This is a genomic window from Acinetobacter sp. ABJ-A23_2, assembly GCF_044538765.1.
GTDB lineage: Bacteria > Pseudomonadota > Gammaproteobacteria > Pseudomonadales > Moraxellaceae > Acinetobacter > Acinetobacter nosocomialis_A.
In genome coordinates this window covers 1-22201 of the sequence record NZ_JBIUCP010000031.1, presented here as the reverse complement: position 1 = coordinate 22201, position 22201 = coordinate 1, and the positions used below count along the sequence as shown (strand labels likewise).

22 protein-coding genes and 1 pseudogene are annotated in these 22201 nt (G+C 38.5%); 3 read left to right on the top strand and 20 right to left on the bottom strand.

Annotated features, from left to right (window positions below; translation table 11 throughout):
- Positions 1-81: 81 nt before the first annotated feature.
- From ACH63V_RS11710 to rpe, 8 genes are all read right to left on the bottom strand, one after another.
- The gene (locus ACH63V_RS11710; protein WP_396463584.1) at positions 82-561 is read right to left on the bottom strand and encodes a methylated-DNA--[protein]-cysteine S-methyltransferase; all 480 of its coding nucleotides are present in this window, start codon (positions 559-561) and stop codon (positions 82-84) included.
- 11 nt (positions 562-572) lie between these two features.
- On the bottom strand, positions 573-893 hold the full coding sequence (locus ACH63V_RS11705; RefSeq protein WP_002050323.1) for a multidrug efflux SMR transporter: 321 nt from the start codon (positions 891-893) through the stop codon (positions 573-575).
- A gap of 141 nt (positions 894-1034) precedes the next feature.
- Positions 1035-2039 (bottom strand): cation transporter, encoded by a 1005-nt coding sequence (locus ACH63V_RS11700; protein ID WP_396463583.1) that lies wholly within the window; start codon positions 2037-2039, stop codon positions 1035-1037.
- Positions 2040-2067: 28 nt separating this feature from the next.
- A complete protein-coding gene (locus ACH63V_RS11695) occupies positions 2068-2823 on the bottom strand; it encodes a copper resistance protein B (protein WP_396463582.1) in 756 nt (251 codons plus the stop codon).
- Complete coding sequence (locus ACH63V_RS11690) at positions 2810-4714, bottom strand: copper resistance system multicopper oxidase (protein ID WP_396463581.1); 1905 nt, start codon at positions 4712-4714, stop codon at positions 2810-2812. The genes ACH63V_RS11695 and ACH63V_RS11690 overlap by 14 nt, the downstream gene beginning before the upstream one ends.
- A gap of 39 nt (positions 4715-4753) precedes the next feature.
- Positions 4754-5149 (bottom strand): hypothetical protein, encoded by a 396-nt coding sequence (locus tag ACH63V_RS11685; protein WP_396463600.1) that lies wholly within the window; start codon positions 5147-5149, stop codon positions 4754-4756.
- Positions 5150-5250: 101 nt separating this feature from the next.
- The gene (locus ACH63V_RS11680; RefSeq protein WP_311086368.1) at positions 5251-6072 is read right to left on the bottom strand and encodes a Cof-type HAD-IIB family hydrolase; all 822 of its coding nucleotides are present in this window, start codon (positions 6070-6072) and stop codon (positions 5251-5253) included.
- Positions 6073-6561: 489 nt separating this feature from the next.
- Positions 6562-7248 carry a ribulose-phosphate 3-epimerase gene (gene rpe, locus ACH63V_RS11675; RefSeq protein ID WP_396463580.1) on the bottom strand — a complete coding sequence of 229 codons (687 nt, stop codon included), beginning with the start codon at positions 7246-7248 and terminating at the stop codon, positions 6562-6564.
- 184 nt (positions 7249-7432) lie between these two features.
- On the opposite strand from rpe, the gene ACH63V_RS11670 reads away from it, so the two are divergent.
- Positions 7433-7705 (top strand): DUF2218 domain-containing protein, encoded by a 273-nt coding sequence (locus tag ACH63V_RS11670; RefSeq protein WP_000843452.1) that lies wholly within the window; start codon positions 7433-7435, stop codon positions 7703-7705.
- 3 nt (positions 7706-7708) lie between these two features.
- Here the strand turns inward: ACH63V_RS11670 and fghA are convergent, their stop codons facing one another.
- The 6 genes from fghA to ACH63V_RS11640 form a co-directional block, all read right to left on the bottom strand.
- Complete coding sequence (fghA, locus tag ACH63V_RS11665) at positions 7709-8554, bottom strand: S-formylglutathione hydrolase (RefSeq protein ID WP_396463579.1); 846 nt, start codon at positions 8552-8554, stop codon at positions 7709-7711.
- A complete protein-coding gene (locus ACH63V_RS11660) occupies positions 8523-9974 on the bottom strand; it encodes a C13 family peptidase (RefSeq protein ID WP_002050332.1) in 1452 nt (483 codons plus the stop codon). Before ACH63V_RS11660 ends, fghA begins: the two co-directional genes overlap by 32 nt.
- Before the next feature lie 136 nt (positions 9975-10110).
- Entirely contained in the window at positions 10111-10902 is a 792-nt protein-coding gene (locus ACH63V_RS11655) for a class I SAM-dependent methyltransferase (RefSeq protein ID WP_396463578.1), read from the bottom strand.
- Between the two features lie 11 nt (positions 10903-10913).
- On the bottom strand, positions 10914-11579 hold the full coding sequence (gene tsaB, locus ACH63V_RS11650) for a tRNA (adenosine(37)-N6)-threonylcarbamoyltransferase complex dimerization subunit type 1 TsaB (RefSeq protein WP_396463577.1): 666 nt from the start codon (positions 11577-11579) through the stop codon (positions 10914-10916).
- 132 nt (positions 11580-11711) lie between these two features.
- A complete protein-coding gene (locus ACH63V_RS11645) occupies positions 11712-12239 on the bottom strand; it encodes a gamma carbonic anhydrase family protein (RefSeq protein WP_002000137.1) in 528 nt (175 codons plus the stop codon).
- Between the two features lie 22 nt (positions 12240-12261).
- Positions 12262-12888, bottom strand: a complete 627-nt coding sequence (locus ACH63V_RS11640; RefSeq protein WP_081400259.1) for a CoA pyrophosphatase — start codon at positions 12886-12888, stop codon at positions 12262-12264.
- 114 nt (positions 12889-13002) lie between these two features.
- Here ACH63V_RS11640 and ACH63V_RS11635 point away from each other — a divergent pair, with 114 nt between their 5' ends.
- The gene (locus tag ACH63V_RS11635; protein ID WP_002115876.1) at positions 13003-13551 is read left to right on the top strand and encodes an NUDIX hydrolase; all 549 of its coding nucleotides are present in this window, start codon (positions 13003-13005) and stop codon (positions 13549-13551) included.
- Between the two features lie 50 nt (positions 13552-13601).
- Here the strand turns inward: ACH63V_RS11635 and ACH63V_RS11630 are convergent, their stop codons facing one another.
- The 6 genes from ACH63V_RS11630 to ACH63V_RS11605 form a co-directional block, all read right to left on the bottom strand.
- A complete protein-coding gene (locus ACH63V_RS11630; RefSeq protein WP_396463576.1) occupies positions 13602-15560 on the bottom strand; it encodes a protein FilF in 1959 nt (652 codons plus the stop codon).
- 18 nt (positions 15561-15578) lie between these two features.
- Positions 15579-16757, bottom strand: coding sequence for a putative pilus assembly protein FilE (gene filE, locus ACH63V_RS11625; protein WP_396463575.1), 1179 nt, complete (start codon positions 16755-16757; stop codon positions 15579-15581).
- A 14-nt stretch (positions 16758-16771) separates the two neighbouring features.
- A complete protein-coding gene (locus tag ACH63V_RS11620; protein ID WP_396463574.1) occupies positions 16772-18436 on the bottom strand; it encodes an OmpP1/FadL family transporter in 1665 nt (554 codons plus the stop codon).
- Between the two features lie 12 nt (positions 18437-18448).
- A complete protein-coding gene (locus ACH63V_RS11615; protein ID WP_396463573.1) occupies positions 18449-19633 on the bottom strand; it encodes a transporter in 1185 nt (394 codons plus the stop codon).
- Between the two features lie 44 nt (positions 19634-19677).
- Complete coding sequence (locus ACH63V_RS11610; protein ID WP_017393200.1) at positions 19678-20511, bottom strand: C39 family peptidase; 834 nt, start codon at positions 20509-20511, stop codon at positions 19678-19680.
- A 298-nt stretch (positions 20512-20809) separates the two neighbouring features.
- Entirely contained in the window at positions 20810-21658 is an 849-nt protein-coding gene (locus tag ACH63V_RS11605) for a DUF6160 family protein (RefSeq protein WP_311070510.1), read from the bottom strand.
- A 318-nt stretch (positions 21659-21976) separates the two neighbouring features.
- Between ACH63V_RS11605 and ACH63V_RS11600 the strand changes: the two are divergent.
- Positions 21977-22201: pseudogene (locus ACH63V_RS11600) on the top strand (aminodeoxychorismate synthase component I); the annotation flags it as partial.

Below are 22201 nucleotides of genomic sequence, written 5' to 3'. Positions count from 1 at the left end.
GCAAGAAAAGCCGCTTTACATGAAATATCAGTGTTGACAGCTTATTAGAAAAGCCTGAAAAAATCGAGCGCTAAAACTAGCTTATTTTTGCTCTAATTTTAATAAAATATCTTTCTTATCAAGACCACCAGCAAAACCGACCAAGGCACCACCTGCCCCAATGACTCGGTGACAAGGTGCAATAATTGAAATCGGGTTTTTACCATTGGCAGCACCTACTGCACGCACGGCTTTTTCATTGCCAATTTGAACAGCAATCTCTTTATAACTTCTTGTTTCACCATAAGGAATGCTGAGCAATACCGCCCATACCTGTTTTTGAAATGCTGTACCTTCAAAATCTAATGGCAATGTAAATTCACGGCGCTTGCCTTCAAAATATTCTTTTAATTGTTGTTCAGTTTTTAATAAAACTGGATGCTCAGTTTGTTCGACCAGCTCTGCCAGTCGAACACGTTTTGGATTTTCATTGTCCCAAAGTACTGCTACCAAAGCATTTTCATTCGCAACTAGCTTTAATTGCCCAACAGGCGAATTGATATACTTATAAGACAGCAACATACTTTATCCTTTTAAGATGGAGACGAAATTTTCATTAGAACCAGTCCCGATACAATCAGTACAGCGGCAATCATTCTCATTGCACCAATAGGTTCATTAAGAAAAAATATACCCACTAAAAATGATCCAATTGCACCTATGCCTGTCCAAACCGTATAAGCAGTACCAAGGGGTAACGTTTTCATTGATATTGAAAGCAGAACTACACTCAAAATCATAAAAACTACGGTAATAACACTAGGGGTTAAGCGTGTAAAACCTTCGGACATTTTCATAGAATATGCCCAAATGATTTCAAATACACCTGCTAAAATTAAAATAGCCCAAGCCATAACATTCACTAATTTTTATAGTGTCAGGTCGTCCTGACATGATTACCCATTATGGGGGAGGTCGTTCCTCCAGTATGTGAAGACCCAGTTTACTTTAAAATAAAAAATGAAGGCAAACTCGCACTCAAGTCCGCCGTAAATCTATAAATCTTGTTCATTTTTGAGTTGTAAGATTTTCCGTGCACCATTTAAAACAAATAAAACAATAATTAACCCAATTATTAGATCAGGATAACGAGAACCTGTGATTGCAACCAATATTCCCGCAATAATGACACCTAAGTTTACGATGACATCATTTGCAGAAAATATATAACTCGCCTTCATATGTGCCCCACTCTCCTTATGGTCTCTCATTAAATAAAGGCAACTAATATTGGCCGCAAGTGCTAAGCCACCAATTAAAATCATGAGAATTGAAACAGGTTCACTGCCGTATATAAAACGACGTAGTACATCCACTAGCACGATCATGGCTAAGCCAAACTGAAACCATCCGGAAATATGTGCAGCCTTTAATTGAGCATTGAGGTTTTTACCCACCACAAATAAAGCAATGCCATAAATTGCCGCATCGGCAAACATATCGAGCGAATCGGCGATTAATCCTGTGGAAGAAGCGATGATGCCTGCCATTAACTCTATGACAAACATGACCCCATTAATGAGTAACAACCATTGTAAAACTTGTTTTTGTGCTGCATTCGTTGAAGTACTTGGTCGAACCTTTTTAGGTTTTTCAACAGGTTCATAATGTGGCTGTGTTTGTTGTAACTCGGCGCCTAGTCCCAAACGCTGTAAACTTTGAGTAATCCTTTCAGCTTGAAGACTGTGATAAATCGCTAAATGGCGTGCAGGCAAATCAAAATGAAGTTCTTGAATATCGTCAGTGTAAGAGGCTAAAGCCATCCGCACCATTTGCTCTTCGGCTACACAGTCCATGCGAGGAATATGATAATAACTTACCCACTGGCTCTTTTTAGCCACAGGTTCACTAGGCGTGAAACACTCATGAGACGACATGCTTGAGCATTCGCAGTTAGAGCTATTTTTACTTAAATGTATTTGATTCTCTTGTTTTTCTAAAGCCATCTTTGCACCATAACTGACACAAAAAACAATGCCATCAGTATAAACCAATGGCATGTCATTAAGCTTACTTTTTGTTCGGCAATTAGAATTTAAGTGTTAACCCTGCACCATAATACCAACCATGTTCAGAGCCGGTTTCAGTTTGCCAATCAGTTTGTTTTAAACCTTTTTCATAGCCGTAACCAACATCAACAAATGGCATGACCTTTTTGTTGATTTCATAACGGGTTTGAAAGCCAGCTTGTAAACTTGATAGCCCCGTTTTACTGGCATAGCGAGATTCATCTTGTAAAACAACATTTGCTTTTAAATAGGGCTTACCAATCAACTTTTGGGTAAAGAGTAAGTCCCTTTCAGTCTCTAGGCTCAACTTCCATAACTGATCTTCACCTGCGTAAAGATATGCATCGGTTTCAAAAAAGTAAGGTGCCATGCCGTGTAAGCCCACTACACCAGCCCAGCGATCTTGCTTTTCAGCTTCCCGTTTTAAACGCTCGTAGTTTACCCCAGCCTGCACATCCCAATAGTCAGCTACATTGCGGCTATAAAGTACTGAACCACCATAATTGGCATCTTCCGACTCGGCCTTTTCAACATGGGCTTTAATGAACAATTTATTTTCATCCGTTCCCACCCAGCTTTCCAATTCAGAAGAAAAACTGCCTTCACCCTCTTCATTTTGAGTCCAGCCAGTATCAATCTTTGTTGCTTGATAAACCTGTCCACCATGTTCACGTAAATGATCATGTGTTAAAGGCTCTTGAGCAAAAGCAAATACAGATATACCCGAGAAAGCACCGCAACATATCATTTGAGAAAATAACTTAGTGATGTGCATGACTAGCTCCTTTCTCATTTTCAGATTGAACAGGTGGCTGTGATTGAGCTGGTTGTTGGCTTTCATTTACTTGAGCAACAATCAACTTATTCATCATTCCCGCACTCATGTGATAGAGCAAATGACAATGAATCGCCCATTCCCCCAAGGCATCGGCTGTCAATAACGCAGTAACGGTTTTTCCGGGTGGAACAATAACGGTATGTTTATTTGGTAAGTTTTCAGCTTGTTGACCATTTTCCAATTGCATAAACATGCCATGTAAATGCATTGGATGGGCCATCATGCTGTCATTCACAAACTTCAAGCGAATACGTTCGCCATATTTAACTTGTAATGGTTCAGCTTCGTTAAATTTCTTACCATTAATGGTCCAGATATAACGCTCCATGTTGCCACCCAAATGGATGACTAATTCACGCTCGGGCGCACGCGTGTCTGGTTGAGGTGTTAAAGATTGCAAATCACTATATTGCAGCGCTTTCATACCCTCTGGTGTTGAAGCATTTGCCCAGCCATAAACAGGCTCATTATTTTTAGTCTTATTCTCAGATTGAGATGGCATCTCATGCTTCATATTCATCATAGCGTGGTCATGTTCGCTAGACGACATTGCCTGCATATCATGCTTCATTTGCATCATAGAGGGATCATGTTCACCAGATGACATATTTTTCATGTCATGATCCATTTCCATCATATGATTATGACTGGCATGGGCATCCTGATTTTTTATTTCAGGCATGGCCGACATGTCGTGTTGCATGTTCATTTGATGGCCAGCATGTTCATCACTTGCCCCATTGCCATGACTCATGCCCATATCATCCATGGTTAGCAAAGAACGTGGGCGTGGTGTTGGCATTTGGACTGGCCCTACAGCCTGCGTATTTTCATTGTGCAAAGTACCGATAGCAAAACCAGTACGGTCAATAGACTCTGCTTCAATCTGATAATTTGGCTGTTTAGGTTCCACAATGACATCGTAGGTTTCAGCTGTACCAATACGAAACTCGTCAATTGCAACAGGTTTGACTGGCTGCCCATCTGCACTTACAACTGTCATTTTCAAATTTGGAATTCTGACATCAAAAAATGACATTGCTGATGCATTAATAAATCGTAATCGAACCTTATCGCCAGTCTTAAAGTTTCCTGTCCAGTTTTGCTGTGGTGTCTTGCCATTAATTAAGAAGGTATAACCCGTCACATCAGACATATCTGTTTTTAACATCCGCATCTGATTCCACATCGAACGATCTTGCCAAGTTGCATTTAAGCCTTGTGCTTTAACTTGCTTCCAAACATCAGATACGGTTTCACGGCGGTTTTGATAATACTCAGCAGATTTCTTCAAATTCTTTAAAATACTATCACTAGAAGAGTTATGAAAATCTGAAAGCATCACCACATAATCACGGTCAGCTTTTTCATGCGCCGCTACGGGTATTTTTCCTTTTGGATAAATCACGAGCGGGCCATATAAACCATCTTGCTCTTGGCCTTTACTATGGGCGTGATACCAATATGTGCCATTTTGTTTCACCTTAAAACGGTAAACAAAATCTCCGTTTGGCGCGATTCCTTTAAAACCATTGAAACCCGGTACACCATCCATTAACCCTGGCAGTAATAAGCCATGCCAGTGTAAAGAGGTATCTTGATTCTTTAATTGGTTATGAACATGAATAACAGCCTCATCTCCTTCCTCAAACTCAAGGAGTGGTGCTGTAAACTTGCCATTTACGGTAATTCGCTTGAGCGGCTGACCAGTAACATTGACCTGTTGTTCATTAATATTAAGGTGATATTCCTTAATTGCCGCGAGGGTCCATGGTGAAACCAATAGACCAAATACAGCGACGAGGCTGCTAATTGTTTTATGAGACATTGCTGTAATCCTTTGAACTAAAAAATAAGTAAGAAAGGATTAAGCTTTTGGTGGACGTAAGATTTCTTGCCAGTGTCCAGCTAAATGCTGTGCCTGATAAATACTACTAAATTGAGATGAAATAGGAATAAATGATGTTTCAATATCTGGTACAGCTTGCTGTAAAGCCAGATTCACCATTTGACAATGCACTGGGTTACAGTCTTGACAGTGTTCACCATGTTGATGAGAAACTTTAACCATAGATTGATGACACATCGCTTGATCATCAGCTTGACCCTGCATAGTGTGATGTGTCATTTGTTTACTATGGCATGGCATTGTATGAAGATCATGCTGCATAGGCATCTGAGCAACAGACACGCCACTCCACCCAACGACCAAAGTCATTAGGAACACAAACCAAGCATACTTGCGTAAGTGTTGCAGCGTCATCATTTATTGCCTTGAGCAATCCATTTATCTATGGGATATAAGCATAACCAAGTTTTAAAACAGATACAATTTTACATCTTAATTGATTGTTTTTATGGTCATTAAGCAAACGGAGGTTGATGCTGAAGGACTAAATCAATCACATCTAGTGCACCTTCTTGTTCATTACTTACTGTTGCATAAGGCGCTACTGCTTTTAAAGCTTGAACAGCATTTTCAACAGCAAAACCATAACCGACTGCTTTAATCATCTGGATATCATTATTGTTGTCACCTATCGCCACCACTTCATTAGGCTCAATCTGCCATTTTTGTAGTAATAGCTTCAAACCATGCGCTTTATGCTGATCAGGAAGAATTAAATCGATAAAACCAAAACCACTTGAAACGGGAACTAATACTTTATCTGCAACAAAACTTTTTTTCTGAAAATGTTCAAAAATCGCAAAGCTTTCGTTTTCCTGAGCAGTAAAAGTAATTTTACACACCAAGTCATCTAGTGCATAAAAATCATCAATAACTGTCAGCTTCTCAAAATATCGAGCGACTTTAGCGTAGTCCTCTGCGTTCATGCTGCTATGCACATAAGCACTCTGTTTCCCACAGATTACCATAGTCGAGGTATACGCAGAGTCAATCGCTTTTAGAATATTACTAAATTGTTCTTTGCTTAAATGGGCAAAAGCGAGTTCTTGTCCAGCATCTACAACATGCGCGCCATTTTCTGCAATAAAAGCTATTTCATGATTAATTTCTGGAAAATAGGTCACAAGCTTTGCGAGTTGGTTCCCGCTGGCCACCACAAAATGAATATTATTTTGTTTTAATTGTTCATACTGTTTTAAAAAACGTGCTTTGTTGTACTGCTTCTTAGAATTAAGAAAAGTCCCATCCATATCTACCGCTAAAATTTTTACTGTCATTAATGATCTAGGTCTCTTACTAAAATCTTATTAAAGCAAATTTAGCTTTACTTTTCATGACACTTTTATAGTTTTCTCTCTATAAGTTTTTAAAAGTTTTATACAGCCTCATCTCGTTTTTTGCACAGGTTATTTTTTAGCAAATCTTAATAAAAAACCAGACAATAAAACATTCAATACGCATAAAAAAAGAACGCCAAAGCGTTCTTTTTTCATATATTTTGTTTAGAGAGTAAACGGTTGATCTCATTTTGTTTATTTTACCAACATCTTATCCATACGGTTATCAACACAGTTATCCATACAGTTATAAACAAAGTTATCCACATGAAAGAGGGGTAGCAGCGATTAAGTATCGCTGCCCGAGTACAAGACGAACAGCTATGCTGTGAGTGGCGGGAAAACTATGCTTTGCCTGAGCGCAAGACGAACAGCTATGCTGTGAGTGGCGAAAAGCACATCTCATCTTATTCAAGCACAAAAAAGCTGTTAAGCCTCTTTCACCCCTACTTTAGCAAGCTCTGCACGCATTTGATCAATCACAACTTTATAATCTGGTTGACCAAAAATTGCTGAACCTGCAACAAACATATCTGCACCCGCTTCTGCAATTTCACGAATATTTGCTGGGCCAACCCCACCGTCAACTTCTAAACGGATATCACGGCCACTTGCATCGATAATTTTGCGCGCTGCACGTAATTTTTCTAAAGTCATTAGAATGAACTTTTGTCCACCAAAGCCAGGGTTTACACTCATTATTAAAATTTGGTCAACTTTATCAAGCACATAATCTAAATGGTGTAACGGCGTTGCTGGGTTAAAGACTAAACCTGCTTTAGCACCACCAGACTTAATCAGCTGTAATGAACGATCAATGTGGTGAGATGCTTCTGGGTGGAAAGTAATAATATCAGCGCCTGCTTCTAGGAAATCACCAATAATACGGTCAACTGGAGACACCATTAAATGCACATCAATTGGAGCTTTAACACCATAGTTTTTTAGAGCCTTACATACACCAGCACCAAAAGTTAAGTTTGGAACATAGTGATTATCCATCACGTCAAAATGCACTACATCTGCACCTGCAGCTAACACTTTGTCTACATCTTCGCCTAAACGAGCAAAATCGGCAGATAAAATAGAAGGAGCAATCAAATAAGGCTTGGACATAGGTGGATGACCTGGCTAGAAGTTTAAGGAGAGGCTAGAAATTATAACAAAAAAGAACCTACTTAGCCCGCCCTTCCTTGTTTAAATGACAACATTTCAAACTTGCAACGTAACGTTGCTACTATAGAATGCCAAGTGCCAAACGAATTTGTTAAGGTACATTAAACCAATGTGAGGATTGATAATGAAAAGTACGACTCATCTATTAACAAACGATGGAAAACGCATTGCAAAACGTCTAGTTAATCATTGGAAACATAAGTTTGAAGTACAAGAAACTGAGCAAGATTTTAAAATCTTAATGCCTACAGCAACCATTACGCTTGCACCAGAAACAGAGCAATTAAATGTTGCTATTGATAGCCAGTTAGATGACCATGACCACTTGGAAAAAGTTGTCCTTGATCATCTAAACCGTATGGCTCAACAAGAATTTCAGGTGGAATGGCAGCACTAATTATTAGCCAGCGACTTTTTCCAACTGGATTGCATGAAACTGCAAATGCTCATCCATAAAGGTCTGGATAAAATAATAGCCATGATCATAACCCGCATGTTGTCTTAAAATTAAAGGCTGCCCTGCCTTTAAACATGCTTGCTTAAATTTTTCAGGGTGAAGTTGTTCATAAAATTGATCATCTAATCCCTGATCAACCAAAATTTCACTAAAAACTGCACCATTTTTTGAGACTAAAGCTGTGGCATCATGGTCCAACCAGCTCTCACGATCTGCACCTAAATAATGGCTAAATGCTTTTTCACCCCATGCACAATCAGTTGGTGCACAGATCGGAGCAAAAGCGGATACCGACTTAAACTTTTCAGGATATTTAAACGCTAAAGTTAATGCACCGTGGCCACCCATTGAGTGTCCAAAGACACCAACTTGCTGAGCATTTACTGGAAAGCTTTTTAAAATGAGTGGATATAACTCATCAATTAAATAGCTTTCCATCTGATAATGTTCAGACCACGGCGCTCGCGTTGCATTAATATAAAAACCTGCACCTTGTCCTAAATCCCAATTGTCACCAGCTGCTACCTGTTCACCACGAGGTGAAGTATCAGGCGTAATCAGTATAAGACTAAGCTGGGCTGCCATATGCTGTGCATGTGCTTTAATGGCAAAGGTTTCCTCAGTACACGTTAAACCCGCCAGGTAAAACAATGTAGAACATGGTTTACCTTCTAATGCAGCAGGTGGCAAATAGACACCAAACTTAGTAGAACCTTTTAATAATTGAGAATCGAACTGGTAGATACGCTGCTCACCTTCAAAGCAGCGGTTTTTTTGCAGGAGTTGCATCGTTTTTAGCCTCTGTTTGTGTTTGAGCAATATTTACACTACCTGTACTTTGCTGTGGGAAAAGATATTTTTCCAACTGAGGTAGCATAAGTTCCATATTCTTACCAATCATCCATTGCGGCTCTGAAGGGTCTACACCTTGAGCCACTTCCCATTTGGTCACGGTTTGCTTGGCAGCATTAAACGAATCTTTCATTGAAGATTGCTCTCGCATTGCCAAGTCAAAGAAAGCTCTTCCAAAATAAGTATAGTCAGCTTCGTTATTACAACCAAAAGAAGTTTTGTCTGCCGCAGATGCCGTAATAATTAAAGTATCTGGTGACTGTAAAGCAGGAATAAAACTTCCAGAGTAACAAGCAGAAATGACAATCACGCGCCAACGAATACCAGCTTTATCGAGTGTTTCACGTAACCATTTCGGATCGACTTGCCCCAAATCTAAAGGTGCATTTTCAATTTCAAAATGATTCTGTTCACCGTGCGATGTCATGTATAAGAACAGCACATCACTATCACGGTTCATTTGTTGGCCCATACGGCGTAGAGCCAGCTCTATACTGGTTTTAGATGCAATCGGGATTTCGGTTCGAGTATCTGGGTTATTGACCAACATCATTGAACGCCCAACTGTACCAAAACGCGTATCGAATTGTTCCTTAATACGGACCACTTCCGATTTAAAAACATCTTGGTAACTATCGCCAGCCACCCCCAAGAAATACCAATGGCTTTTCGCCACTTCACCATATTGGACTTGCTCTAAAGCATCATGAAGTAACTTGCTTTGTGCATAAAAAGCATCTTCAGCAAACGTAGGTGGAGAGTCTTCTACTTTCCAAATAGGCTGATCTTTTACAGAAAGTTGCCAGACCACCATGGTCGCAATAGTCGCAACCATGACCAATGCCCGCTCCCACCAAGGCCACTTGAGTTCACGTGAGAAAACCCAAATAACAGCTAAACTTTGCCACACAAAAAGTGCCACAAATAGGCTTGGTAAAATACCGTTATAAATGGCATCGGGAATAAAGTTTAGATAACCATTAGAACCCAAATATTGAATTAAACATTGGATTAATAAAATATTGGTATCTAAAACCAGCCAAAGCAAAGCTGGAACTAACATCAAACGCGGTTGATTAATACGCTGTGATAAAAAAATACCGACAATAAGCGCGATAAAAGGCCAGAGTGCGTACCCAATTAAGCCTTGCGAGTTGAAATCACCCGTTTGGCCAGCAACAAGCCAGCTATAAAGTGAGTTGGTACATCCACCCAATATTCCCCAAACAATAAGCTGAAGAATAGAGGGATGTACAATCTGTAAGGAACGTCTTGACCCCAAAAATAACCACATTCCGGCAAGCTGGTTACTTTTAAAATCATGCCAAAAGTTAATGGAAGGTTTGAGATCAATCATAAAAAGGTTTCAAAAATTTCGTTTTTGTCAGGCACCATAAGTGTATGCCTGCTAAGAATTTTAGCAATCATGCTTTTGAACTATATCACATATATTTGTGCATTATTCAAGCAATAAAACTTAACCTTACATAAGCTTACTGAAAGTAAGCATCAAAACGACAAGCATCCCCCTGCCACTGATGGGCTGGCTCTTGATTTGCTAAAAAAACAGCATGTCGTGGCCGTTTCACAATCACTCGCTTGGCAACTTTTTTAGCCAACTCAAGCAAATTATCGCCTAAATCCATTTCACCATCTTCTGGTAAAAGTAAATGCAAAAGCTGCATCTGCTTTTTGACTTGGGCTTGTTTCTTAATCGCTTGTTGGTTCTGGTCACGCTGTGGAAACATCGGGTCAAGGTAAACCACATCAACCGTTTTTGCTTCTTGATCTAATTGCTGTAAATAGCTTGCAGAGTCAGCAAACACCAGTTGAATACGTTCCATAAATTGATTTAAAAATGGATCGTGCTGTGCTTGAGCTTTTGAAGCTTCAAGTAAAGTAAATAAAATCGGATGGCGCTCAACGAGCTGAATTTGAGCACCTAAATACGCCATAAGTAAGCTGTCGTGGCCTAAACCTGCTGTTGCGTCTACAAGTATTGGTTTTTCACCCAGCTGACAAGCTCGAGCAATCATTTCTGATTTAAGACTGGCACGTTTTAAACGAGGAATTTCAGCTTTCCAGTCAGGCTGCATTTTCATACCATTTGCAGATAACCAAAGTCCGTTTTCATCTACACAAAGCGCTAAGTCAGGGTTTAAACGTAAAAACCGGGCATTGAGTTTTTCAATGGGCTGTAAGTCAGCAGTCACACGTCTCGAACTAAGCACAGCTTGGTAGTGCTGTGCTTGTTCTTGAAAATCTACTTCAAAATATATATGCATGAGTAGTGCCTTTACTTTGCTTTACCCTGATCCGCTATTTTTTTCCACGCATCATCACGTAAGTAAACCGGTAAAGCATGTTCTGCATCAACCCATTGCTTTTGCGCGGCATAGACACGTGCAATCGAAGCAATGTCTTGTGCAGTGGCAGTGATTGTTTGATGCTCTGCATCGGCTTGAAGAAGCTTAGCACCTGAACCAATTAAGCAATGCTTTGCATAAGCAGCTGCTTGTTCATAGCTCATTAATTTTTCTTCATCGATACACTGCATGATGCCTTGTTCATCTAAAACAAAACTTGCAATGTAAACTTCATTCATACGGGCATCGAGTACCGCAGTCACCTGCTCTAAACCTTCAAGTCGGTAAGCCGCTTGCGCGAGAGCTTGCAAGGTAGAAACCGGAACTACAGGTAAATCGTGTGACCAAGCTAAAGCCTGAGCAACAGCAGCATTAATTCGAACACCACTAAAAGAACCCGGCCCACGACTAAAGGCAATCGCATCTAAACCAGCAATTTCTAGTCCGGTTTGTTGTAAGCCCTGCTCAATCATTGGCAGAATGGTCTGGGTTTGTGCTTTCGCTCGCGTATCGAGTTGGAAAAATAGTTCTTGGGTTTCATCAATTAATGAAATGGAACATTGCTCATTTGCAGTTTCCAACGCCAGCAGTTTCATGCACAACCTTAGTATTCAATCAAATTAAAAACGGAAGTTATGATACCCCACTCGGCCCTGATAGGCGAGTTGTTCCTATCTAAATAAAAACGCCAAGCGAGTGCTTGGCGTTGAAAATATCTTACTGAAAATTTAAAAGTGAAATTCTTTTAAATCTGTATAGCTTTTAAAGTGTTCAGCATAATGTAGGGCACTCAAGCGTATTTTTGCCGCGCCTTCTTCATCTAAAGTTTTGACAATTTTACCTGGTGAACCCATTACCACTGAGTTATCTGGAATCACTTTCCCTTCAGGAATTAAGGCATTGGCACCAATAATACAGTTTTTACCAATTACAGCTCGATTTAAAATGACAGCGTTCATACCAATCAGGCTATTATCACCAATCGTACAACCATGCAGCATGACTTTATGACCGACTGTGACATATTCACCAATGTTCAACTCAAGGCCTGCATCGGTATGTAATACCGAGTTTTCTTGAATATTAGAAAAATTACCAATCCGAACAACACAGTTATCAGCACGTACTACCGCACCAAACCAAATACTGACCTGACGGCCTAATTCTACTTGTCCAATGAGCGTTGCTGTTGGAGCAACCCAGCCATCCCATGGTTCATGTAATGCTTTTGGGTGCTGTCCTTGATAGCTATACATCATACTTTATCAATCCTGATCTTTATTTTTTATGAGAAAATTTTGGCATTCCAAATGTAGGTGAGTTGAGTAAAAATGGCCATTCCTTTTGATAACCTAATCCATATTTAAATAGAGCTACCAACATACGAGCAGTTAAACCCCAGATAATTTCATTATCAATTTGTAAGCTTGGAAAATACAAAGACTGATGAGCATATCGAACTTCGTATGGTGTCGGACGCGTCTCTATAAGCTGTTGTAATGGCACAAAGAAAATTCGATCAATTTCCGTAGGCTGAGGTATTAAGTGAACCTCTGGTGGAATAAGCCCAACAATCGGTTTTACAGACAGCCCACTTCTTGCGCGCTGCATCGGCAAATCACCTAACAACTGCACATCAAACGGGTTTAAGGCCGTTTCTTCTTGAGCTTCTCTTAGCGCTACAACAATATTACTGGTATCACTGGGGTCACGCTTTCCCCCCGGAAAAGAAACCTCCCCCGCATGGTTGTTCATATGTATTGAACGGCGTGTAAGTAATACCTTAGGATTATTTTCATTTGTAATCGCAATAAGTACCGCAGCTTGTGCTTCTTGTATGCGGGTGGAAAAGCGCAATCTTTGCTGTAACTTTTGCGTTAGCAAGTGCTCTTCCATACCTTTCACCTATTATTCTGTCTCTCTTTTCATCATATCTGAAAATAAAACTTAGGGAATAGAGTTGATGCGTAAGTCAAAAAATTCAGTTATGCTGAGGCATCTCTATACTCGATGATAATTATGAGTTTCTGTGTAGCGTGTGGGCATAAAACCGAACAAAAAATTCCTTTAGGTGATCATAAAGTACGCCGTGTTTGTACTCATTGTGGAAATATTCACTATGAAAACCCCAAAGTAATCTGCGGTGCCTTAGCGTTATGGGAAGACAAAGTACTCCTTTGTCGTCGTGCAATTGAACCTCGTTATGGTTTATGGACGCTTCCTGCTGGTTATATGGAGTTGTTCGAAACCATGGAACAAGGCGCAGCACGTGAAACTCGTGAAGAAGCAGAAGCCGAGATAGAAATAGAACAACTGTACTGTATGTACAATATTCCTCGTATTGGCCAAATTTATGTCCTGTTCAAAGCACAGCTGAAAGATGGAATTTTTGGTGCAGGTGAAGAAAGTATAGAAAGTCGTCTGTTTGAAGAGCATGAAATTCCATGGGGTGAACTTGCATTCCCTAGTGTTGAACACACTTTAAGACATTATTTTGAAGATCGTAAGAAACAAGTTTTTCCAACGCACCTAGAAACGCTAGGCACTCGTTTAGACCATACAGGCTAATAAATTCGATAATAAAAAGACCGCATTTGCGGTCTTTTTATTTTGTTTAATTAAGATTTAATTTTGATTGCTTTACATGCTGGAATAGACTGATCAGCTAGTTTAATTGTGACTGTACCCAATTGACGTTTGGCTAAAGCTTTATCATCTTCAGTAGGGGTTACTTTATCAAGCTTATTATAGCTAGCCTGAGCTGCCGCATATTGATTATACCAAGGAGTATTATTATCAAAATCTATGCTTGTACTATCTACCTTATTTGCCAATAAATTAAATAGATTCAATTTTGCAGGACCTGGAGAAACGCCTGCAAAAGTCAGCCCAACCATAACACCATCGATATTGGCAAATTTAGTATTAGATAAAATCATACGGACATATACAGATTGATCAGCATTTAAAGGGTCATTAACCGTCGCTGCTGTAGTACCAATTCGATATTGTTGCACACCATTGCTATCAACTAAGCTTTCATCGGATACTGTAGCACATTGTCCCGACATGTCAGTTGATGTTGAATTTGGTTTAATATCAGTCCGAATATCTCCATGCTCATCAATCACAATACCTAAATTTACAGGTTGAATAGTGGTATCTGAAAAATTGAATGTCAAAGTAGCATAAAGAGGAAAAATATAATTTTCGCCTGTTTTTACATTACCTAATGTTTTAAAAACATTTCGCTCTAGATAACTAATAGGGTTACTTTTAATAATACTCAACATACCATTGTAACTATCTCCATCAACATTTTGACGCCAGAGCCCATAATGCTGTGGATTACCTGTACTAAGTTTTGTTAAGTATTTATAGAATGCTTCTGTGCCTGCTACTGCATAATCATTAAAGAATTTTCCTTGATAAATCTGCAGATCTTCGCTTGGGTTATTAGAAAAACTCAAACGGAGTGGTGTAGTTGACTGAACTTCTCGACTAACCGGGTTTAACCAATTATTTTGTGCATTTACGTTGAGTTTAGCTGGTTTAACTTTTGAAGTTAATGAATAAGGATTTTGTACTACTTGATTACCCTCAGTTCCAGCAAGAATCGCATCACCTTTCCACTGTAGACCATATCCTAGCGTATAACCTTGACGATCCGATAATAAATAAAGATCATCTGTGGAATGACGCAAGTTAGGTGTGTTAATAAAACACTCTTGTTGTGTAGATCTATTACACCCATTAAACACTTGATAAGTCTGAAGTACTGTTGAGTTAAGAAGTAAATTGAATGCTTGGAAAACACCGGCATTACTTAAATTAGTCGTTTGTACTAAAAGCCTATATGCTTCATCATCAGAAATTTGGTCTAGATCTAACCATGGTTTCAAAATGCTTGCATAAGCTCCGTTCTGAAATTCGGTAGCTGTTATACTCTGAGAAATCTTCGTAAGTTGATCTTTTTTTGTATCTGTAAGTTGAGTTGGTTGTATATCACCGATAACATTATCGCCATTTTCTACACCAATGCTTTGAAAAATTTTTACTAAAGCAATTGCTACTTTAATAGTTTCATCATTTTTATCTAAGCTTGCTGGTGTTTTTCCTGTAATTCCACTTGCTAAATCTAGTATTCTTAAATATATAGGATTGCTTTGCTTGGTATTAGGATTAACAGAAGTAAATTTTCCAACTGTATCAAGATTAACGTTTCCTAAGTAAACCTTTTTATTATCTTTACTTTGAATATAAAAACGTGCTGTATCACCAACTTTACATGATCCAATTACAGCATTTCCTGAAAATTTTGTAGCATAATGAAAATTTGTAGCTGAACTACAATCAAAATTAATACCAGCTATCGGATAATCTAAAGCAAATTGTAAACAAGTTGTATCTACTGCACCAATATTACTTGTGGTCGGCGTACAACTGCCAGAAGTTAAGTTTCCGTTATTAGTACCAGAGTTTGGATCTTCATTAATTGTCGAGCTGCCACCACCACAACCATTCAGCATCATTGCCAATGTGGTTAATGCAAAAGGCCATAATAATTTTTTATTCATTAGATACCCTACTTATTTTTAACGTAATACTGAAATTTGAATCTGTCCCTGATTAGATAACTCTTGTTCTGCTACATCTACAGAGGAAGATAACGGAGTTAACATCATATAACGTGCATGAGGCGGCACTCTTAAAGTACCTTGAATTGATGCATGTTGTAATATCGTAGAAGGATAAGACTTGCTCTTGAAACCACTTGCCCCCTCTAAAATACAACCCTTCTCATCTAAAAATATAGCTAAAGGCCAATAATATAGAGGCGTCGAATTACTTGCTGCAAATGACATAAGCTGTAAATGTTGTACAGACGGATCTAGTTTTACTAGCTCGTATTCAAACTTTTCTTTTAGCGGCTTACGAGGCCATAAATTTACTTCTTTTTTAGATCCAAGTATTTTGATTGACTTTTTGTAGCCTTGAACAAAACACTTATCTTGCTCAAAAGTCGTTTCTAATTCTTTTTGAGACAGACGTATATAGGTTGGGGCTAAAACAATCGCCGCTTGATCATCCTGAGATTGCTTATTAAACAATTGTTCTAAAGTAGATTTACTTACACCCTTTTTCCGCTCAATAAACTCTGTTCGCCCTAAACCATCTGGCATAACATAAAAGCGTTTTTTGCCTTCAAGATTAAATTCTTGGTCTTCAAGATATTCATTATTTACATACTCTACACCATCAATACTCGTAAATTTAGATGGATCATTTGGCGAATTTTGAGTTGAAACAGCTTGTGAAGTGCTTGGTACAGATGAAGGAATTCTAGCAGGGGTACTTTCTTCCTTAACAGTATTAGTTTGCTTTTTAACTCCATTCTTCTGAGTTTTACTAACTGTTAAAGGAGGCTCTTGAGTCGGTGCAGTCGGTGCAGTCGGTGCAGTCGGTGCAGTCGGTGCAGTCGGTGCAGTATTTAATTTTTTTGTAACGCGTGATTCAAACTTTTTAGATTCTTTTGAATTATGAAGATTCTCAGGAGGTGCTTCTTGAACAGGTATAAAGACAGATTTAGGCTGCGCCACTTGCTTCGGTGCTTCGACTCTAATATTTGATTGCTTCTGTTCAACTTTTTTACTCGGCACAATCATTGGTCGACCATCTGGACCAATGATTGTATAGAACCCATCTGCATAAGATACAGAAACGCTTGCTATCGCAACACATAAAGTTGAGATAGCAAATCTAGGTCGAAACATCCTTTTATATTGTTTTACCATTTTGTTCTATAGCTCAAACCAAGTACTGTAACTTTTGTATTCGTTTTTACATCTAAACCAGAATATGGGTTTAATAAAATATTATCGACACCACACTTGTTTGATAATGTACTCGTACAAGCTGGAATATTGTCACGACTACGTAAGAAACCCACTGAAAGATCTAGATCAGTATCCGCATCAAAACGGTACCCCACCCCAAGACCGAATAATTGCGCATTATTGATCGGGACCATGGTATTACGTTTATCATCAGGTATCGAACTGGCACGAGGTTCATAACCTGCTCTTAATTTCAAACGATCAGTTGCTGAATATTCAAGACCAATCCCCCAGCTCCATGGCGAGGTAAATTTCAGAGGCAATGATAATGAATTATCGGTAACGTCATTAGATAAAAGCTTAGCCACTTTTAATAACGTAATTTGTCGATCAAATTCGAACTTAAATTTATTCCAAGCAGAATAATCAGTCCATCCCACATCAAAGTTAACTTGTAAATCTGGTAATATTTTATATTTAATACCCGCTTGGAAATGTGCTGGGTACTCGAGATCCATTGCAACTAAACCGGACTCAGTATCAGGAACATAACCAGGTAATCCGAGAATGGCAGCTAAAATTTGACCCGTAGCTGATGAGTTAAGACCGTTGATTAATTCTTGAGGTGCTCTGGCATTATTAATCATGTATTTGCCTTTTAAACGCATCTTGGCAGCACTTTGATAGACCATACCAAAACCAAAATCGTCTGTTGGTTCCCAGAGTAGACCTAGGTTATAACTTGGGCTTAATGATTGTTCTAACGAAACTTGCAATGAACCCATTTTACCAAATGGATTCATACCTTCTTTTGCATTACAAATTCCCAATAACAATAGATCGGTAATCATATCGTTATTGTCTTTGAACGGTGCACATACCACATCATCAACCATACGCAATACACCAATCATCTCGTTTGGAAAACGTAGATCAGTATTTAAAGCGATTGCGTTATAGGACATCCCTATAGAAGCACCAATTGATAAATGATCATTTACCTGATAACCAAACGATGGGGATAAATAAGTGATCCGTTCTACAGCAACTTGTTTACCCATGTAATTACCAGGATTACCATTCTCTGCTCCAAACCCTGCTACTAACGGCGCATATATTGCTGTTGCATAAGTAACTTTTGAACCAGGTGGTTTATATGCAATTCCGGCAGTAGGAGCAACTAGAGGATACCCTGCTCCGAGATCAACCATTTTTTTAAGAATAGGTACATATAGGCTTGCGTACTCGACATCACCATGAACTGTTCCTTTAAAATCTGTACAAATATTAGCGGAAACTTCCGGACCATCATTACAAACGAGAGGGTCATCTGAATAACCAAAAATGTTATAACCAGGGGGAGCCGAGAACTCACGCTTAATATCAAAGTTAGCAAGAATCCCTTGCACATCTGTTTGCAACCCATCAATTTTTGCTAAGGCTGCAGGGTTAAAGTGAACTGCACTAATACCAGGAGGGTCTGCAGTTACAGCATTCCCCATTGATAGTGAACGAATATCAACAGCTAGGTTTTGTCCTAATTGAGCATTGGCAAAGCTAGAAAAACCGGAGATAACAATTGCCGCCGTTAAAGGACATAATTTAGGATATTTCACCTGCTTATCTCCTTATTTTTGTTTTTTGTTAAAACCTAAAATATCTAACGGGAACGACAAACCAAGAGAAATATCTGGTGCATCTTCAGTTAAACCAATACCAACAGTACCATTAACAATCGTTTCAGGTGAAACGCGAACACCTAAAGCAAAAGATAACATTCCACTACTTTGATCTGGTGACTTATAAGACTCACCATTATTAAATTGGAATTCAGCATTTGTATTAAAACTTTGCTGATATGACATCGTCAAAGACACGTCATAGTTAAATGAGTACGCAAAACCAAATGAGAAACCGCCACTGATCCCTGGATCAAAAGATTCTAAAATGCGTGAACCTCGGGCTTGATTAAGACCACTTTCTTTAAATCCATAGTTGGCAGATGCAGAAGCGAAGAGAACAACTGGATCAATATATTTTCGAGTACTCGCCCCTACACCAACCGAGTAATATCCCTTACCTGTTGACAGCTCATCTATACCAATTTCATAAGGACTATCACCTGTTTTAGTTGATACGCTACCAAAAAGAACGAGTGGTAAACGGCCTTGCTTTAATGGAAAAGGTTCCCAGCGTGCACCAAAAGAAATATCCCCTAAACCAGCTGTTGTTTTATCTTTAATAATCTCAGACTTAGCAACAAAAGGAAGAGTTGCAGACAACGTTAAGTTATCTAATACCCCATATTGAACAGTAAAACTATTCGTTAATGTGTGGTTAGCATCTTCTTCAACACGTAAACGGTTAAGTTGAGAAGAATTATCCGATAAGGCTAAATCAATACGAGCATCACGATAATAAGTGTAATCAAGGTCATAGTAAGAAGAAATCACGCCCTTCTTAATCAAAGAATATTGACGTTCATTTGAAGTAAATACTTCTTGTAAGTTTGTCTCCTGACTAGCATCCCCTTCTTTTTTCTGTAATGCACTTGCAGCTTGATGTGCCTCACTATTCGAAGCTGGGGCTACAGCATTTGTATCTACTGCATTCAATGTTTGCGTAGTATTATCTGTTGAGACTGAACCAGAACTGGTAGCTTCTGAAGAAGCAGAGCTTTCTATTCCCTCTGTTACAGTCTGATTCGTACCAGATACTTGTGTTTGCTGTACTTGATCTTCGGCATAGATTGTCCCTGTAATGGCACTCATACTTAAGGCCAACACACTCATCTTCATCCATCGATTATTCATGTTTTTCCTACCCAATTTATTTATTTTACTAACTTTAAAATTGACTATTTGCGTTTGTAATAAAGACGCATATAGGTTTCTATCGGCTGTCCATATGTCGGCGAATGATTATCGTTATCTAGTACACGTCTCATGGTTGAAGCTTTATTTGCTAAACGATCAAAGTTAAATGCTGGATATTGAACATCAACAAAAGCATATCTATTGACCGTGGCATCTTCTACATGACGCATATCTGCATCTTTTAATGCCAATAAATCTTTACGCTGTGATTCAGGAACAGAAATAACAAATAAAGTATTATTATCCCAAATTTGTTTAAAACGACTTTCATCAAAGCTGATATTCCCTAAAGCAGGATCAGCTACATATACTCTTCCATCTTTATAAGCTTTATATACGACAAAATGTTTAAAACCTGCATAAGAAATAGGCACAATTGCAGGTTGGCCGAGTTTAACTAAATCAGAAAACTCACCTCGATAACCACCACTGTCCAAACCAATTGCTGTGACAAAGCGCTTCATATCAAGTAATGAGAAACTTCGGCGTTCAATAATACGTTGATATTCACCATACTGAAGCAAACCACTCATTGTTTGCTGTTCAGTTAAACTCGTTCCAACATAGCCATTTAATAAAGTCGTAAGTGCAGCAGAACCACAACTATAGTCATAGGCTTGTCGAACAATGCCACGAAACTGATCTTCTACAGCCGGTTTTATTGTGACAGGTTCAATATGGTTTCGATGAAATGATAAATTACGTGAATCGGCAGTCTCTGTATAATAAACAGTTCCCGGTGGCTTTTTTTCTATTTCGAAGGCTTCTGTCGCAAAGTAATACATCAATGCTGAGCCTAAAACTATCTCTAACATAAGCACTTGGTCTAAATGGTGGCCTAACCGGCCTTATTCATTTTATTCTTAGAGCAATAGCTCTACATCCCTGTGTGTTGAAGATACCTTTTTTTTTTGTAAAAAACAGCTTTTTTTTAATCTTTTTGATGAATGCATAGTTTTACATTTATAAACTGATAATTAATTCTCATTTCAAATGTTTTATATTCTTTCTTATTATATAAGCTAATATTATTTAAATAGAAAAGCTTAAGATTGAGTTTTATTAAGATAAATAAAAAAGCGCGTATAAACGCGCTTTTTATCAGCCTTTAAATTAGTGTCCAGAAATAGTAATTGTAGACGTTCCTACATTTAAACCTTGGATTTCTAAATCACCAATTGAAGCATTACCCGCTGCACCTAGGTGTACGCCCTGTGCATAAACGTTCATACCTTGTGTACTGTTATTCTGGATACGTAAACCTGTAGGAACAACAGAAATGTTCGCATTTACATCCAAGTCACCAGTTGTATTACCTGAACCACGAACCATTACTTTGTCTAGGACAATTTTACCACCACCAGCAGCATCATTAATACCGAAGTTAGAAAGTGTTAAACCACCTTGTAAGCTAGAGTTCACTTTGATCATCGCGCCTTGCGGAGTTGAACCTAACTGAACATTTGCAGAAATTTGACCCAAAGATAAATCTAAGCCAGAAATAATTTCAGTTGGAGCTGTTTCAGTAATACCACGTACAGCAGTAGTCGTATTTAATGTACCAGAAGTACCTACGCCAATTGAACCTACATGTACATCAACTGCGCCCACTGTTGCTGCAACGTTTAAGAAAGCACCGTTTGAGCCTGAAGCACCGTTTGTATCAATTTTTAAATCTAAAAGGTTGCCTGTACCTTTTTGAGTTACAGTAACACCACTAATTGCGATTGAGCCCGCTGTACCTGAAGACCCTGTAATACCTGTTGATGTTGCTAAACCATCATTATCATGTAGGTATAGCTTATCGATAGAAATACCACCAGAACCCAAAGCAATACCGATATTAATACCATCTTGACCTGTAGCAGCACTAAGCGCTGCATCATCCATTGATTGCATTGCCATTGCATTTGCACTGATAGCTAAAGAAGAAACTAAAGCAAGTTTAGTGAACATTTTCATTGAGCACTCTCCCAAGAGCATTTATTTTTTGACTTAACCACTCTTACTGTCTCAAGTTGCATTTTTCTTTTATGGCAACCGAAACTTCCAATCCTTGAGTAGTTTTGCTTAGCAATTACTAAATTACAGCTACGTTAATTTTTGTTCAACTACTGTAATGCATTTTTTGCCAATTACCCGACAAACGGTACAGATGCTGACTGCCTGATCACGCTTATAAATTGTCTTTAAAACTGAGATACTATTCGGTTATTTTTTACACGAAATATTAAACTCTTTCGACTCATCCGTCTGATAGACTAGAACTTGTAGTAAACTATGTCACCTCTTCCAAGCGCTTACATGTTTAAAATGTCACAGTTAAAGAAAAAAATCTCTTTAGAAAGCTATCAATCGGCTGCCGATATTTTAAAAAAATTAGAAGAGTTAATTGGACTTGTATATCTCCATGATGATAACAACCCAATTATTGGTTTTTTGCCAAAAAAATACTTAATTATTCAAAATAATCAAAAAAAATTATTTGATAAAACTGATCTAAAT